This window comes from Algibacter miyuki, from assembly GCF_030409805.1.
GTDB classification, from domain to species: domain Bacteria; phylum Bacteroidota; class Bacteroidia; order Flavobacteriales; family Flavobacteriaceae; genus Algibacter; species Algibacter miyuki.
On sequence record NZ_JAUFQP010000009.1, the window covers coordinates 1 to 16,602 of the forward strand.

General features: G+C 37.0%; 24 protein-coding genes. 11 read left to right on the forward strand and 13 right to left on the reverse strand.

Features of this window, described 5'->3' with window-relative positions; translation table 11 throughout:
- Nucleotides 1-235 precede the first annotated feature (235 nt).
- From QWY92_RS07900 to QWY92_RS07960, 13 genes are all read right to left on the reverse strand, one after another.
- A complete protein-coding gene (locus QWY92_RS07900) occupies nt 236-610 on the reverse strand; it encodes a hypothetical protein (protein ID WP_290270053.1) in 375 nt (124 codons plus the stop codon).
- Between the two features lie 144 nt (nt 611-754).
- Nucleotides 755-880, reverse strand: coding sequence for a hypothetical protein (locus QWY92_RS07905; protein ID WP_290270054.1), 126 nt, complete (start codon nt 878-880; stop codon nt 755-757).
- Nucleotides 881-1,184: 304 nt separating this feature from the next.
- On the reverse strand, nt 1,185-1,679 hold the full coding sequence (locus tag QWY92_RS07910) for a phage tail-like protein (protein WP_290270069.1): 495 nt from the start codon (nt 1,677-1,679) through the stop codon (nt 1,185-1,187).
- Between the two features lie 19 nt (nt 1,680-1,698).
- Complete coding sequence (locus tag QWY92_RS07915) at nt 1,699-2,133, reverse strand: hypothetical protein (protein WP_290270071.1); 435 nt, start codon at nt 2,131-2,133, stop codon at nt 1,699-1,701.
- An 83-nt stretch (nt 2,134-2,216) separates the two neighbouring features.
- Nucleotides 2,217-2,483 (reverse strand): phage tail-like protein, encoded by a 267-nt coding sequence (locus QWY92_RS07920; RefSeq protein WP_290270073.1) that lies wholly within the window; start codon nt 2,481-2,483, stop codon nt 2,217-2,219.
- 82 nt (nt 2,484-2,565) lie between these two features.
- Nucleotides 2,566-3,186, reverse strand: a complete 621-nt coding sequence (locus tag QWY92_RS07925) for a hypothetical protein (protein WP_290270074.1) — start codon at nt 3,184-3,186, stop codon at nt 2,566-2,568.
- Nucleotides 3,176-3,325: a hypothetical protein gene (locus QWY92_RS07930; RefSeq protein WP_290270075.1), complete on the reverse strand. Its 150-nt coding sequence runs from the start codon at nt 3,323-3,325 to the stop codon at nt 3,176-3,178. Before QWY92_RS07930 ends, QWY92_RS07925 begins: the two co-directional genes overlap by 11 nt.
- A 66-nt stretch (nt 3,326-3,391) precedes the next feature.
- A complete protein-coding gene (locus QWY92_RS07935) occupies nt 3,392-4,066 on the reverse strand; it encodes a hypothetical protein (protein ID WP_290270077.1) in 675 nt (224 codons plus the stop codon).
- Nucleotides 4,067-4,129: 63 nt separating this feature from the next.
- On the reverse strand, nt 4,130-6,268 hold the full coding sequence (locus tag QWY92_RS07940) for a beta strand repeat-containing protein (RefSeq protein ID WP_290270079.1): 2,139 nt from the start codon (nt 6,266-6,268) through the stop codon (nt 4,130-4,132).
- A complete protein-coding gene (locus QWY92_RS07945; protein WP_290270081.1) occupies nt 6,219-6,446 on the reverse strand; it encodes a hypothetical protein in 228 nt (75 codons plus the stop codon). Before QWY92_RS07945 ends, QWY92_RS07940 begins: the two co-directional genes overlap by 50 nt.
- Entirely contained in the window at nt 6,436-6,909 is a 474-nt protein-coding gene (locus QWY92_RS07950) for a hypothetical protein (RefSeq protein ID WP_290270083.1), read from the reverse strand. The genes QWY92_RS07945 and QWY92_RS07950 overlap by 11 nt, the downstream gene beginning before the upstream one ends.
- A 342-nt stretch (nt 6,910-7,251) precedes the next feature.
- A complete protein-coding gene (locus tag QWY92_RS07955; protein ID WP_290270084.1) occupies nt 7,252-7,881 on the reverse strand; it encodes a hypothetical protein in 630 nt (209 codons plus the stop codon).
- 136 nt (nt 7,882-8,017) lie between these two features.
- Nucleotides 8,018-8,368 carry a hypothetical protein gene (locus QWY92_RS07960; RefSeq protein WP_290270085.1) on the reverse strand — a complete coding sequence of 117 codons (351 nt, stop codon included), beginning with the start codon at nt 8,366-8,368 and terminating at the stop codon, nt 8,018-8,020.
- Nucleotides 8,369-8,815: 447 nt separating this feature from the next.
- On the opposite strand from QWY92_RS07960, the gene QWY92_RS07965 reads away from it, so the two are divergent.
- The 11 genes from QWY92_RS07965 (at nt 8,816) to QWY92_RS08015 (ending at nt 16,243) form a co-directional block, all read left to right on the forward strand.
- On the forward strand, nt 8,816-9,091 hold the full coding sequence (locus QWY92_RS07965; RefSeq protein ID WP_290270086.1) for a hypothetical protein: 276 nt from the start codon (nt 8,816-8,818) through the stop codon (nt 9,089-9,091).
- The gene (locus QWY92_RS07970) at nt 9,063-9,293 is read left to right on the forward strand and encodes a hypothetical protein (RefSeq protein ID WP_290270087.1); all 231 of its coding nucleotides are present in this window, start codon (nt 9,063-9,065) and stop codon (nt 9,291-9,293) included. Before QWY92_RS07965 ends, QWY92_RS07970 begins: the two co-directional genes overlap by 29 nt.
- 2,487 nt (nt 9,294-11,780) lie before the next feature.
- Nucleotides 11,781-12,617, forward strand: a complete 837-nt coding sequence (locus tag QWY92_RS07975; protein WP_290270088.1) for a hypothetical protein — start codon at nt 11,781-11,783, stop codon at nt 12,615-12,617.
- A 62-nt stretch (nt 12,618-12,679) separates the two neighbouring features.
- Entirely contained in the window at nt 12,680-12,988 is a 309-nt protein-coding gene (locus tag QWY92_RS07980; RefSeq protein ID WP_290270089.1) for a hypothetical protein, read from the forward strand.
- 137 nt (nt 12,989-13,125) lie between these two features.
- Nucleotides 13,126-13,362 carry a hypothetical protein gene (locus tag QWY92_RS07985; protein WP_290270092.1) on the forward strand — a complete coding sequence of 79 codons (237 nt, stop codon included), beginning with the start codon at nt 13,126-13,128 and terminating at the stop codon, nt 13,360-13,362.
- 95 nt (nt 13,363-13,457) lie between these two features.
- Nucleotides 13,458-13,739 carry a phage tail-like protein gene (locus QWY92_RS07990; protein WP_290270093.1) on the forward strand — a complete coding sequence of 94 codons (282 nt, stop codon included), beginning with the start codon at nt 13,458-13,460 and terminating at the stop codon, nt 13,737-13,739.
- Between the two features lie 20 nt (nt 13,740-13,759).
- Complete coding sequence (locus QWY92_RS07995) at nt 13,760-14,062, forward strand: hypothetical protein (protein WP_290270094.1); 303 nt, start codon at nt 13,760-13,762, stop codon at nt 14,060-14,062.
- Between the two features lie 194 nt (nt 14,063-14,256).
- Nucleotides 14,257-14,661 carry a phage tail-like protein gene (locus QWY92_RS08000; RefSeq protein WP_290270096.1) on the forward strand — a complete coding sequence of 135 codons (405 nt, stop codon included), beginning with the start codon at nt 14,257-14,259 and terminating at the stop codon, nt 14,659-14,661.
- Nucleotides 14,662-14,695: 34 nt separating this feature from the next.
- Nucleotides 14,696-14,842, forward strand: coding sequence for a hypothetical protein (locus QWY92_RS08005; RefSeq protein ID WP_290270098.1), 147 nt, complete (start codon nt 14,696-14,698; stop codon nt 14,840-14,842).
- Between the two features lie 193 nt (nt 14,843-15,035).
- On the forward strand, nt 15,036-15,833 hold the full coding sequence (locus QWY92_RS08010; RefSeq protein WP_290268599.1) for a phage tail-like protein: 798 nt from the start codon (nt 15,036-15,038) through the stop codon (nt 15,831-15,833).
- Nucleotides 15,834-15,910: 77 nt separating this feature from the next.
- On the forward strand, nt 15,911-16,243 hold the full coding sequence (locus QWY92_RS08015) for a hypothetical protein (RefSeq protein WP_290270100.1): 333 nt from the start codon (nt 15,911-15,913) through the stop codon (nt 16,241-16,243).
- Nucleotides 16,244-16,602 lie beyond the last annotated feature (359 nt).

Below are 16,602 nucleotides of genomic sequence, written 5' to 3' on the forward strand. Positions count from 1 at the left end.
AAGGTAAATACCCCATAACCACTTACGCGGTGGTTACGGTTTGGTTATCCATATCGATAACACCGCCTTCATTCACCCACATATTGGTTGGTTCATCCAACGCACAATCGTCAGAGCCTCTTCTGCTGCTGCTGCTATAAAGTTTGCGGGTGTGGTTACATCACGCCATGATAATGTAATCAGTACATCATCCGTATTGGTCGATTCTTTTTCTATGGTCCAATATTCTTGATCATCAATAGCTTCTAAAGCGCCTGCGCGTAAATCGTGAGGGTAAAGTGGGTTTGAGTTTTTCGTAAAAGAACTTTGATTTATAAAGACTTTCTGATTCCGAATTTGAGGTTCCTGCTAAACGGTAGTAACCACCATCTCCGATGGGATAAGTGAAACTATTTAATCCCGTTTTATGAACACCTCCATCAACATGGCTCAAATCTGAAGTGTTGATGTGTCCTCCGGTTGCTGAAAAATTGATACTTCCTCCAAAATTATCATTGTCCACAACGCCTTGATAGAAGTCTGAGATACCACTGATATCTAAAGCTCCTAGAAGTTCAAAAGGCGCTGACACACTATTATTATCAAATAAGACGTCGTACAGGTAACTCACCTGTGAGCCGCTAAGCTCTTGGGGGGAAGCGCCTATAAACGCGTTAAGCCTGTGGTACCGTAGAAATCTACAATACCTTCATTATTAAAATGACTGTAGATATAAGCGTCGCCATCGTTATAAAACGTACCGCTTGTTTGGTTGTCAAAACGTTTTTACCGTTGAAAATACAGTCCCCTCACTAACGGTTAAAACTCCCGTGTTGCTTGTTTGAGATACCATACTTACTGTAAAAAGAAGTAAAGTAATATGTAGTAATGTTTTTTTCATTGTTATGTTTTAAATTATCTTTTTCCTATTACTCAAAAAACTTATAAAAGTTAACCGTAAGCCCAGCTTGATTTGTTCTTGTTTCAACATTGGTTGTACGTCCTGTCCCATGCTTAAGTAACAGCTTTACCGTTTGGGGTGTATCAATTTTAAAAACAATGAGAAAATATAGCCTTGAACACTATAAATCCCTTTACCTGAAATTATAGTTGACGTTTTTAAATCTGTTAGCAGCCCATTCGAAGCATTCACAATTGCAGCTTCCATAACATAGAGATGACTAGTCCCTACCAAGTAATTAGAATTAGGGGCGGTAGGAAATACAATCTACAGAAACATCGACCTTATACGTACCTGCCGGAAGTGAAATATTTTCTCCTGTTGGGTTTGCTATTCCCATGGTATTGATATATTTGGTTTCATTGGCTGCACTGAAACTAATATAATTATTAGCTGTGCCAGATGGTATTAACCTTTTAGACTCATCATTAGAACTTGTATATACTCCTGCAATTTGCAAATTTAAAATCTGATCTATTTCATTGTTTACAATAAACCGGTTCCAAGACGCGCCATCCCAATAGTATATACCACGTATAAACATACCACCTGTATTAAAAATAAGAGCACCTTCCTGCGGATTAGCAACAGGCGTTATGGCACTATTTAAATCGGTTAAAACATAAGAAGGCAAAAGCATTCCTTTATCATCACTATAGATCTCTAATTCTGCTGAAGGATCTGGTGTATTTGTATTAATACCCACCTGTGCATAGCTATTAAAGCTAAAAAAGCGCATAGTATTGTTAATAAACTTCTCATTTTAAATAAAGTTTTTCAGTTTGAATAAAGGCATCATTAATACTTATAGCCCCCGTATAAGTTCCTCCTGTGCGACGCGCTAATTGAAAACTAACCGTTTCTGGAGAGGTCAGTGTAAAGGCAAACGTAAAGGATACTATATGAGATTTACTCCCTGATGTATTAGAACTTGAGTTACTATCAACAACACCACCTATTGCACTACTCCCATTAAATAGTTGGGCGGAGTAAAAATGAACGTGTGTTCTTCCGTTAACATTTCCAATGCTACCTGTGTTGGTTTCTGATGTTGTAATATTTAACTCCACATTTACAACATATTGTCCTTCTTGCAGGGTCATATTATTTCCAGATATTGCAATGAATCCTCCTGTATTATTAAACAATTGAGTAAACCCCGAAATAGTAGTAAAAGATGGCGCGGTTGGCAAAGTTAAAGTTGAAGTCGTTGTTTTATTAAAGACCGCATTTGATACTGAATTTTCTCTACTTGCGATTAAACTCCAAACACCATCTATAAAAAATAATAACCAGGCAATTGCGCATTACCACTATTATAAACAACTAAGCCTTCGGCTGGATTTAGAATAGGGTCTGTAATATTATCAAGTGCCTTCAACTCAACTCTTGGTGGAAGAAAAAATTTCCCATCAGGATTATTAGACATATCTAAAACAGCAGAAGCATGACCATTAACAAAGTTTGTTATCGTTTGAGCATTTGCAGTCATTACAACAAAAGAAACACTCAATATTAGCATTATTTTTATTTGAGTTTTCATTATTTTAATTTCGTTAATTTATAATATGAACCATCTGAAATAATCGTTACTCGATCGCGATGTGTAGAACCCAACCTTCTTCCTAAATATGTATAATATCAAAAGAAGTTATTTCATCTCCTCTTTCTAGACTTGTTATAAAGGTTACCCGATGTGTATTATTTAAAGGAGATACCACCGAACGTTCCACACGGTTCAATATATATCCTGATGTGCCACCTTCAGTAGTGTACGGAACATAAAAATCCATATAATACCCCATATTATAAAGACCTCCACCGATTGACTCCCCTCTACCTGAATCTGGTGCTGGAGCCGAAATTAAAAGCGAAGCCTCTAACGTGTAAATACCAGTACCTACATTTATCACGTTCAAGTTAGCCTCATCTAAACTTACCGATAATTGATCCATATTTCCAGAGTTGAGAATAGTATAGTTAGTGTTTACTGAACCAATAATTTCATCATCTCCAGCATCTGCATTGTTTAATACAGACATATTATTACCAGACAACCCTATCACTGCCGTTTTGGGCGTTTCTTTAAAAAACAGTTGCTTATCCCAAGCACCATTACCTGAGTTAGTTTGAGCATTCCAATACACCAATGATTTTCTAATGGTTGCACTGTTATTAAATACTATTAAACCATCTTTAGGCGTTACACTAATTGGTGCTTTATTGGATAAATCGTTAACTGGCACACGTGGTGTAAGCAAACCCTTTATCGGTAGATTCTATCTCCAATACAGCATGATCATCAGGGGTTAAAGTGCCAATCCCTACTTGAGAAAACAAGCATGTAGGAGAACACACTAATATTATGTAAAGTATAAATTTCATTTTTTGTTTTTTATTCATATTCAAGCTAAAACCTTTATTCTTAAAATAGTTTCGGTTAAATATTTATTATATTTTTTGAACCGTTACATTAGATACATTTCCAGAACCGGTAGAACCACTCTCTGTTGCTAATAAACCACCGTTTCTATTTGGAGCTGCTATAAATCTAATTTGATACCCTACACTAGGTACCACAATCATAGTAGTATAACTAAGCAACTCCCCTATAGTAGAACCCGTATCAATTGCTGCATATCGGCTACCTCTTCCTAAATATGGTCCATCTGGCACAGGGCGAATCCCTAATAATAATTGGGTTTGATCAGTAACGTTAACAAAACTCCCTTGTAAGGTTATTAAATAATTCCCTACTTGATTAAATGTTAAAACACCTGTTGTAGTATCATAATAAGAATAAATTGGAGATGTAGTTAAAGGCGCAGAAAATATCATAGTAGATATCGTTGACTTAACTAAGCTCTGATTAGCCGCTAACCTCGCATGGAATAAAGTATATGCTCCGTGATCTAATGTTCTTAAAACGCCGTCTGCATCAGCAACTACCATTCTGTCTTGTCCTCCTATTCCTATATTTGTATTAATATCTCTTACCCTTACATTCCCTTCACCTACATCTAAAGATTCTGTTGGAGTATTTGTATTTATACCCGTTGTTTGCGCAATTACAGTAGTTTTAAATATAACAAGGAATAAGCCTAGTATAAAAATATTTTTTTTCATAAATAATTTTTTTGGTTATAAAAAGCTACTGACTTTCAGTAGCTTTTTATATTTAATAAATTATTATTCTACGTATTCAACTATCACATGATAGCTCCCTGCAGGATGTAATGTTGTTAATGATCCAGCTGTACCTAAGATTAACTGACCTGTACTTGAATTGTACTCAATAATATTAGTACTGATTGAATTCGTAGTTTGGTTTATCAATCTTACACCTAATAATTTAGCACCTGAAGGCACAACTCCTGACAAACTCACAATGTTAGTATTTGTTGACAATGTAACACTACCAACACGTTCGTAAACCGTACTATTGTCAATCCATTTTTTAAGTGTGTTTTGGGCAGCTGTTGCGCTATACACTGGATATACTTTTCTTACAGTACCATCTGCTTCAACAGTCATAATTCCATCAACATTATCAAGATCTGCACCTGTTTGCGCTACTAAACCAGCAACTGCTAAAGTGTTACTTGCACCTGTTGTAATTGTTGTTGGTTTAATTAAAGCACCTCCCAATTGAATTTTATTATCTGTTTTCGTCAAACCATTATCGGCTTCAATCTCTAAAGAAGATTGGTCAACCCATGTAGGAACTCCTGTACTGCTTGTTACTAATACTTGGTCATTACCCGCATTCGCAATGTCTTCTGGTGCAATTGTACCATTTTGAATATGCGTTGTTGTAATTGATTCTGTTCCTACTTTTAAACTTGCATCTATTAATGTTGCTCCGGCTCCACCAGTAACAACGATTGTTGTATCATCAGCTGTTAAATCTTTAGGATCTACAACGCCTGCAGGACCTTGAGGACCTTCTGCACCATCAGAAACTATAACTGTAGTTGTTCCATCTGTAATAGTTGATGTTCCATCTCCATTATCGGTTACTGTCACTGAAGTTCCGTTAATACCATCAATTCCGTTTGTTCCATCAACTCCATCTTTCCCATCAGAAACTATAATCGTAGTTGTTCCATCTGAAATAGTTGATGTTCCATCTCCGTTATCTGTTACCGTTACCGAAGTTCCGTTAACACCATCAATTCCGTTTGTTCCATCAACTCCATCTTTACCATCAGAAACTATAATCGTAGTTGTTCCATCTGAAATAGTTGATGTTCCATCTCCGTTATCTGTTACCGTTACTGAAGTTCCGTTAACACCATCAATTCCGTTTGTTCCATCAACTCCATCTTTACCATCAGAAACTATAATCGTAGTTGTTCCATCTGAAATAGTTGATGTTCCATCTCCGTTATCTGTTACCGTTACCGAAGTTCCGTTAACACCATCAATTCCGTTTGTTCCATCAACTCCATCTTTACCATCAGAAACTATAATCGTAGTTGTTCCATCTGAAATAGTTGATGTTCCATCTCCGTTATCTGTTACCGTTACTGAAGTTCCGTTAACACCATCAATTCCGTTTGTTCCATCAACTCCATCTTTCCCATCAGAAACTATAATTGTAGTTGTTCCATCTGAAATAGTTGATGTTCCATCTCCGTTATCTGTTACCGTTACTGAAACTCCGTCAACTCCGTTTGTTCCGTCAACACCATCTTTACCATCAGAAACTATAACTGTAGTTGTTCCATCTGAAATAGTTGATGTTCCATCTCCATTATCCGTTACTGTTACTGAAGTTCCGTCAACGCCATCTGCTCCGTCTGCTCCTTTTGAAATAATAACATCAGTTGTTCCATCACTAACTGTTACTGTACCATCTCCGTTATCGGTTACTGTTACTGAAGCTCCGTCAATACCATCAGTTCCGTTTGTTCCATCAACTCCATCTTTCCCGTCAGAAACTATAATTGTAGTTGTTCCATCTGAAATAGTTGATGTTCCATCTCCATTATCCGTTACTGTTACTGAAGTTCCGTCAACGCCATCAACACCATCTTTACCATCAGAAACTATAACTGTAGTTGTTCCATCTGAAATAGTTGATGTTCCATCTCCGTTATCCGTTACTGTTACTGAAGTTCCGTCAACGCCATCTGCTCCGTCTGCTCCTTTTGAAATAATAACATCAGTTGTTCCATCACTAACTGTTACTGTACCATCTCCATTATCCGTTACTGTTACTGAAGCTCCGTCAATACCATCAGTTCCGTTTGTTCCATCAACTCCATCTTTACCATCAGAAACTACAACTGTAGTTGTTCCATCTGAAATAGTTGATGTTTCCATCTCCATTATCGGTTACCGTTACTGAAGTCCCGTCAACGCCATCTGCTCCGTCTGCTCCTTTTGAAATAATAACATCAGTTGTTCCATCACTAACTGTTACTGTACCATCTCCATTATCCGTTACTGTTACTGAAGCTCCGTCAATACCATCAGTTCCGTTTGTTCCATCAAACTCCATCTTTACCATCAGAAACTACAACTGTAGTTGTTCCATCTGAAATAGTTGATGTTCCATCTCCATTATCGGTTACCGTTACTGAAGTCCCGTCAACGCCATCTGCTCCGTCTGCTCCTTTTGAAATAATAACATCAGTTGTTCCATCACTAACTGTTACTGTACCATCTCCATTATCCGTTACTGTTACTGAAGCTCCGTCAATACCATCAGTTCCGTTTGTTCCATCAACTCCATCTTTACCATCAGAAACTATAATTGTAGTTGTTCCATCTGAAATAGTTGATGTTCCATCTCCATTATCCGTTACTGTTACTGAAGTTCCGTCAACGCCATCTGCTCCGTCTGCTCCTTTTGAAATAATAACATCAGTTGTTCCATCACTAACTGTTACTGTACCATCTCCATTATCCGTTACTGTTACTGAAGCTCCGTCAATACATACCATCAGTTCCGTTTGTTCCATCAACTCCATCTTTACCATCAGAAACTACAACTGTAGTTGTTCCATCTGAAATAGTTGATGTTCCATCTCCATTATCCGTTACTGTTACTGAAGTTCCGTCAACGCCATCTGCTCCGTCTGCTCCTTTTGAAATAATAACATCAGTTGTTCCATCACTAACTGTTACTGTACCATCTCCGTTATCGGTTACTGTTACTGAAGCTCCGTCAATACCATCAGTTCCGTTTGTTCCATCAACTCCATCTTTCCCGTCAGAAACTATAATTGTAGTTGTTCCATCTGAAATAGTTGATGTTCCATCTCCATTATCCGTTACTGTTACTGAAGTTCCGTCAACGCCATCTACTCCGTCTGCTCCTTTTGAAATATAACATCAGTTGTTCCATCACTAACTGTTACTGTACCATCTCCGTTATCTGTTACTGTTACTGAAGCTCCGTCAATACCATCAGTTCCGTTTGTTCCATCAACTCCATCTTTCCCATCAGAAACTATAATTGTAGTTGTTCCATCTGAAATAGTTGATGTTCCATCTCCATTATCGGTTACTGTTACTGAAGTTCCGTCAACGCCATCAACACCATCTTTACCATCAGAAACTATAACTGTAGTTGTTCCATCTGAAATAGTTGATGTTCCATCTCCGTTATCCGTTACTGTTACTGAAGTTCCGTCTTGTCCGGCAGATCCCGACGCCATGTTTATAGTAACATCATTACCGTTTTCATTAGTATAAGTAATAGTTCCATCACCGTTATCTTTTAAAACAGTAACCGTTTCATTTAATGTTACAATGTTTTCGATGTATTCCTCAATCGTATTGAATGTTTCTCCATTAACAGTTACTGGTCCTTCGTTTACGATATTTCCGAATTGATTTACAACGCTTCCTGGTACATCAACGATAGTTTCTGTGCCGTCTTCACTGGTGTAAGTGTATGTTCCATCAGTATTATCTACTAGAGTAGTCACCGTTTCATATGTTTGAACAATCTCTTCAATGATATATTTTGAACTACATTGTTTTCATCAACATAAGTAAAAATATCTCCATCATAGGATACATTACCACCAACTGTTGTGTTAGTCAAATTAGTAACTAAATGTTCTAAAACTTCTGTATTTGTAACAATGTCCTCGAATTATTGATAACATCAGCAGGAACATCGATAGTTACAGCATCGCCAGCTTCATTAGTATATGTATAGGTACCATCATTGTTATTTACAAGTTTTGTAATGTCAATAGCTTGAACAATCTCTTCAAATGATATATTTTGAACTACATTGTTTTTCATCAACATAAGTAAAATATCTCCATCGTAAGATACGTTTCCTCCTACTGTGGTGTTCGTTAGGTTTGTAACTAAATGTTCTAAAACTTCTGTATTTGTAACAATGTCCTCGAAATTATTGATAACATCGGCAGGAACATCAAAGTACAGCATCGCCAGCTTCATTAGTATACATATACTAATGAAGCTGGCGATGCTGTAACTATTGATGTTCCTGCCGATGTTATCAATAATTTGAACAATTGTTCAAATACAGAAGTTTTTAGAACATTTAGTTATCAAACCTAACGACACCACAGTAGGAGGAAACGTATCTTACGATGGAGATATTTTTACTTATGTTGATGAAAACAATGTAGTTCAAAATATATCATTTGAAGAGATTGTTCAAGCTAATGAGACCATTACAAAACTTGTAAATAACAATGATGGTACCTATACATATACTAATGAAGCTGGCGATGCTGTAACTATCGATGTTCCTGCTGATGTTATCAATAATTTCGAGACATTGTTACAAATACAGAAGTTTTAGAACATTTAGTTACTATTTGACTAACACAACAGTTGGTGGTAATGTATCCTATGATGGAGATATTTTTACTTATGTTGATGAAAACAATAGTTCAAAATATATCATTTGAAGAGATTGTTCAAACATATGAAACGGTGACTACTCTAGTAGATAATACTGATGGAACATACACTTACACCAGTGAAGACGGCACAGAAACTATCGTTGATGTACCAGGAAGCGTTGTAAATCAATTCGGAAATATCGTAAACGAAGGACCAGTAACTGTTAATGGAGAAACATTCAATACGATTGAGGAATACATCGAAAACATTGTAACATTAAATGAAACGGTTACTGTTTTTAAAAGATAACGGTGATGGAACTATTACTTATACTAATGAAAACGGTAATGATGTTACTATAAACATGGCGTCGGGATCTGCCGGACAAGACGGAACTTCAGTAACAGTAACGGATAACGGAGATGGAACATCAACTATTTCAGATGGAACAACTACAGTTATAGTTTCTGATGGTAAAGATGGTGTTGATGGCGTTGACGAACTTCAGTAACAGTAACCGATAATGGAGATGGAACATCAACTATTTCAGATGGAACAACTACAATTATAGTTTCTGATGGGAAAGATGGAGTTGATGGAACAAACGGAACTGATGGTATTGACGGAGCTTCAGTAACAGTAACAGATAACGGAGATGGTACAGTAACAGTTAGTGATGGAACAACTGATGTTATTATTTCAAAGGAGCAGACGGAGTAGATGGCGTTGACGGAACTTCAGTAACAGTAACGGATAATGGAGATGGAACATCAACTATTTCAGATGGAACAACTACAATTATAGTTTCTGACGGGAAAGATGGAGTTGATGGAACAAACGGAACTGATGGTATTGACGGAGCTTCAGTAACAGTAACCGATAACGGAGATGGTACAGTAACAGTTAGTGATGGAACAACTGATGTTATTATTTCAAAAGGAGCAGACGGAGCAGATGGCGTTGACGGAACTTCAGTAACAGTAACGGATAATGGAGATGGAACATCAACTATTTCAGATGGAACAACTACAGTTGTAGTTTCTGATGGTAAAGATGGAGTTGATGGAACAAACGGAACTGATGGTATTGACGGAGCTTCAGTAACAGTAACGGATAATGGAGATGGTACAGTAACAGTTAGTGATGGAACAACTGATGTTATTATTTCAAAAGGAGCAGACGGAGCAGATGGCGTTGACGGAACTTCAGTAACAGTAACGGATAATGGAGATGGAACATCAACTATTTCAGATGGAACAACTACAATTATAGTTTCTGATGGTAAAGATGGAGTTGATGGAACAAACGGAACTGATGGTATTGACGGAGCTTCAGTAACAGTAACGGATAATGGAGATGGTACAGTAACAGTTAGTGATGGAACAACTGATGTTATTATTTCAAAAGGAGCAGACGGAGCAGATGGCGTTGACGGGACTTCAGTAACGGTAACCGATAATGGAGATGGAACATCAACTATTTCAGATGGAACAACTACAGTTGTAGTTTCTGATGGTAAAGATGGAGTTGATGGAACAAACGGAACTGATGGTATTGACGGAGCTTCAGTAACAGTAACGGATAATGGAGATGGTACAGTAACAGTTAGTGATGGAACAACTGATGTTATTATTTCAAAAGGAGCAGACGGAGCAGATGGCGTTGACGGGACTTCAGTAACGGTAACCGATAATGGAGATGGAACATCAACTATTTCAGATGGAACAACTACAGTTGTAGTTTCTGATGGTAAAGATGGAGTTGATGGAACAAACGGAACTGATGGTATTGACGGAGCTTCAGTAACAGTAACGGATAATGGAGATGGTACAGTAACAGTTAGTGATGGAACAACTGATGTTATTATTTCAAAAGGAGCAGACGGAGCAGATGGCGTTGACGGAACTTCAGTAACAGTAACGGATAACGGAGATGGAACATCAACTATTTCAGATGGAACAACTACAGTTATAGTTTCTGATGGTAAAGATGGTGTTGATGGCGTTGACGGAACTTCAGTAACAGTAACGGATAATGGAGATGGAACATCAACTATTTCAGATGGAACAACTACAATTATAGTTTCTGACGGGAAAGATGGAGTTGATGGAACAAACGGAACTGATGGTATTGACGGAGCTTCAGTAACAGTAACCGATAACGGAGATGGTACAGTAACAGTTAGTGATGGAACAACTGATGTTATTATTTCAAAAGGAGCAGACGGAGCAGATGGCGTTGACGGAACTTCAGTAACAGTAACGGATAATGGAGATGGAACATCAACTATTTCAGATGGAACAACTACAGTTATAGTTTCTGATGGTAAAGATGGTGTTGACGGAACAAACGGAGTTGACGGAGTTTCAGTAACGGTAACAGATAACGGAGATGGAACATCAACTATTTCAGATGGAACAACTACAATTATAGTTTCTGATGGGAAAGATGGAGTTGATGGAACAAACGGAATTGATGGTGTTAACGGAACTTCAGTAACGGTAACAGATAACGGAGATGGAACATCAACTATTTCAGATGGAACAACTACGATTATAGTTTCTGATGGTAAAGATGGAGTTGATGGAACAAACGGAATTGATGGTGTTAACGGAACTTCGGTAACGGTAACAGATAACGGAGATGGAACATCAACTATTTCAGATGGAACAACTACGATTATAGTTTCTGATGGTAAAGATGGAGTTGATGGAACAAACGGAATTGATGGTGTTAACGGAACTTCAGTAACGGTAACAGATAACGGAGATGGAACATCAACTATTTCAGATGGAACAACTACGATTATAGTTTCTGATGGTAAAGATGGAGTTGATGGAACAAACGGAATTGATGGTGTTAACGGAACTTCGGTAACGGTAACAGATAACGGAGATGGAACATCAACTATTTCAGATGGAACAACTACGATTATAGTTTCTGATGGAAAGATGGAGTTGATGGAACAAACGGAATTGATGGTATTAACGGAACTTCAGTGACAGTAACCGATAATGGAGATGGAACATCAACTATTACAGATGGAACAACTACAGTTATAGTTTCTGATGGTGCAGAAGGTCCTCAAGGTCCTGCAGGCGTTGTAGATCCTAAAGATTTAACAGCTGATGATACAACAATCGTTGTTACTGGTGGAGCCGGAGCAACATTAATAGATGCAAGTTTAAAAGTAGGAACAGAATCAATTACAACAACGCATATTCAAAATGGTACAATTGCACCAGAAGACATTGCGAATGCGGGTAATGACCAAGTATTAGTAACAAGCAGTACAGGAGTTCCTACATGGGTTGACCAATCTTCTTTAGAGATTGAAGCCGATAATGGTTTGACGAAAACAGATAATAAAATTCAATTGGGAGGTGCTTTAATTAAACCAACAACAATTACAACAGGTGCAAGTAACACTTTAGCAGTTGCTGGTTTAGTAGCGCAAACAGGTGCAGATCTTGATAATGTTGATGGAATTATGACTGTTGAAGCAGATGGTACTGTAAGAAAAGTATATCCAGTGTATAGCGCAACAGCTGCCCAAAACACACTTAAAAAATGGATTGACAATAGTACGGTTTACGAACGTGTTGGTAGTGTTACATTGTCAACAAATACTAACATTGTGAGTTTGTCAGGAGTTGTGCCTTCAGGTGCTAAATTATTAGGTGTAAGATTGATAAACCAAACTACGAATTCAATCAGTACTAATATTATTGAGTACAATTCAAGTACAGGTCAGTTAATCTTAGGTACAGCTGGATCATTAACAACATTACATCCTGCAGGGAGCTATCATGTGATAGTTGAATACGTAGAATAATAATTTATTAAATATAAAAAGCTACTGAAAGTCAGTAGCTTTTTTAACCCAAAAAATTATTTATGAAAAAAAATATTTTTATACTAGGCTTATTCCTTGTTATATTTAAAACTACTGTAATTGCGCAAACAACGGGTATAAATACAAATACTCCAACAGAATCTTTAGATGTAGGTGAAGGGAATGTAAGGGTAAGAGATATTAATACAAATATAGGAATAGGAGGACAAGACAGAATGGTAGTTGCTGATGCAGACGGCGTTTTAAGAACATTAGATCACGGAGCATATACTTTATTCCATGCGAGGTTAGCGGCTAATCAGAGCTTAGTTAAGTCAACGATATCTACTATGATATTTTCTGCGCTTTAACTACATCTCCAATTTATTCTTATGATACTACAACAGGTGTTTTAACATTTAATCAAGTAGGGAATTATTTAATAACCTTACAAGGGAGTTTTGTTAACGTTACTGATCAAACCCAATTATTATTAGGGATTCGCCCTGTGCCAGATGGACCATATTTAGGAAGAGGTAGCCGATATGCAGCAATTGATACGGGTTCTACTATAGGGGAGTTGCTTAGTTATACTACTATGATTGTGGTACCTAGTGTAGGGTATCAAATTAGATTTATAGCAGCTCCAAATAGAAACGGTGGTTTATTAGCAACAGAGAGTGGTTCTACCGGTTCTGGAAATGTATCTAATGTAACGGTTTCAAAAAATATAATAAATATTTAACCGAAACTATTTTAAGAATAAAGGTTTTAGCTTGAATATGAATAAAAAACAAAAATGAAATTTATACTTTACATAATATTAGTGTGTTCTCCTACATGCTTGTTTTCTCAAGTAGGGATTGGCACTTTAACCCTGATGATCATGCTGTATTGGAGATAGAATCTACCGATAAAGGGTTGCTTACACCACGTGTGCCAGTTAACGATTTATCCAATAAAGCACCAATTAGTGTAACGCCTAAAGATGGTTTAATAGTATTTAATAACAGTGCAACCATTAGAAAATCATTGGTGTATTGGAATGCTCAAACTAACTCAGGTAATGGTGCTTGGGATAAGCAACTGTTTTTTTTAAAGAAACGCCCAAAACGGCAGTGATAGGGTTGTCTGGTAATAATATGTCTGTATTAAACAATGCAGATGCTGGAGATGATGAAATTATTGGTTCAGTAAACACTAACTATACTATTCTCAACTCTGGAAATATGGATCAATTATCGGTAAGTTTAGATGAGGCTAACTTGAACGTGATAAATGTAGGTACTGGTATTTACACGTTAGAGGCTTCGCTTTTAATTCGGCTCCAGCACCAGATTCAGGTAGAGGGGAGTCAATCGGTGGAGGTCTTTATAATATGGGGTATTATATGGATTTTTATGTTCCGTACACTACTGAAGGTGGCACATCAGGATATATATTGAACCGTGTGGAACGTTCGGTGGTATCTCCTTTAAATAATACACATCGGGTAACCTTTATAACAAGTCTAGAAAGAGGAGATGAAATAACTTCTTTTGATATTTATACATATTTAGGAGAAGGTTGGGTTCTACACATCGCGATCGAGTAACGATTATTTCAGATGGTTCATATTATAAATTACGAAATTAAAATAATGAAAACTCAAATAAAAATAATGCTAATATTGAGTGTTTCTTTTGTTGTAATGACTGCAAATGCTCAAACGATAACAAACTTTGTTAATGGTCATGCTTCTGCTGTTTTAGATATGTCTAATAATCCTGATGGGAAATTTTTTCTTCCACCAAGAGTTGAGTTGAAGGCACTTGATAATATTACAGACCCTATTCTAAATCCAGCCGAAGGCTTAGTTGTTTATAATAGTGGTAATGCGCAATTGCCTGGTTATTATATTTTTATAGATGGTGTTTGGAGTTTAATCGCAAGTAGAGAAAATTCAGTATCAAATGCGGTCTTTAATAAAACAACGACTTCAACTTTAACTTTGCCAACCGCGCCATCTTTTACTACTATTTCGGGGTTTACTCAATTGTTTTAATACAGGAGGATTCATTGCAATATCTGGAAATAATATGACCCTGCAAGAAGGACAATATGTTGTAAATGTGGAGTTAAATATTACAACATCAGAAACCAACACAGGTAGCATTGGAAATGTTAACGAAGAACACACGTTCATTTTTACTCCGCCCAACTATTTAATGGGAGTAGTGCAATAGGTGGTGTTGTTGATAGTAACTCAAGTTCTAATACATCAGGGAGTAAATCTCATATAGTATCCTTTACGTTTGCCTTTACACTGACCTCTCCAGAAACGGTTAGTTTTCAATTAGCGCGTCGCACAGGAGGAACTTATACGGGGGCTATAAGTATTAATGATGCCTTTATTCAAACTGAAAAATCTTTATTAAAATGAGAAGTTTATTAACAATACTATGCGCTTTTTTAGCTTTTAATAGCTATGCACAGGTGGGTATTAATACAAATACACCAGATCCTTCAGCAGAATTAGAGATCTATAGTGATGATAAAGGAATGCTTTTGCCTTCTTATGTTTTAACCGATTTAAATAGTGCCATAACGCCTGTTGCTAATCCGCAGGAAGGTGCTCTTATTTTTAATACAGGTGGTATGTTTATACGTGGTATATACTATTGGGATGGCGCGTCTTGGAACCGGTTTATTGTAAACAATGAAATAGATCAGATTTTAAATTTGCAAATTGCAGGAGTATATACAAGTTCTAATGATGAGTCTAAAAGGTTAATACCATCTGGCACAGCTAATAATTATATTAGTTTCAGTGCAGCCAATGAAACCAAATATATCAATACCATGGGAATAGCAAACCCAACAGGAGAAAATATTTCACTTCCGGCAGGTACGTATAAGGTCGATGTTTCTGTAGATTGTATTTCTCCTACCGCCCCTAATTCTAATTACTTGGTAGGGACTAGTCATCTCTATGTTATGGAAGCTGCAATTGTGAATGCTTCGAATGGGCTGCTAACAGATTTAAAAACGTCAACTATAATTTCAGGTAAAGGGATTTATAGTGTTCAAGGCTATATTTTCTCATTTGTTTTTAAAATTGATACACCCCAAACGGTAAAGCTGTTACTTAAGCATGGGACAGGACGTACAACCAATGTTGAAACAAGAACAAATCAAGCTGGGCTTACGGTTAACTTTTATAAGTTTTTTGAGTAATAGGAAAAAGATAATTTAAAACATAACAATGAAAAAAACATTACTACATATTACTTTACTTCTTTTTTACAGTAAGTATGGTATCTCAAACAAGCAACACGGGAGTTTTAACCGTTAGTGAGGGGACTGTATTTTCAACGGTAAAACGTTTTGACAACCAAACAAGCGGTACGTTTTATAACGATGGCGACGCTTATATCTACAGTCATTTTAATAATGAAGGTATTGTAGATTTCTACGGTACCACAGGCTTAACGCGTTTTATAGGCGCTTCCCCCCAAGAGCTTAGCGGCTCACAGGTGAGTTACCTGTACGACGTCTTATTTGATAATAATAGTGTGTCAGCGCCTTTTGAACTTCTAGGAGCTTTAGATATCATGGTATCTCAGACTTCTATCAAGGCGTTGTGACAATGATAATTTTGGAGGAAGTATCAATTTTTCAGCAACCGGAGGACACATCAACACTTCAGATTTGAGCCATGTTGATGGAGGTGTTCATAAAACGGGATTAAATAGTTTCACTTATCCCATCGGAGATGGTGGTTACTACCGTTTAGCAGGAACCTCAAATTCGGATCAGAAAGTCTTTATAAATCAAAGTTCTTTTACGAAAACTCAAACCCACTTTACCCTCACGATTTACGCGCAGGCGCTTTAGAAGCTATTGATGATCAAGAATATTGGACCATAGAAAAAGAATCGACCAATACGGATGATGTACTGATTACATTATCATGGCGTGATGTAACCACACCCGCAAACTTTAT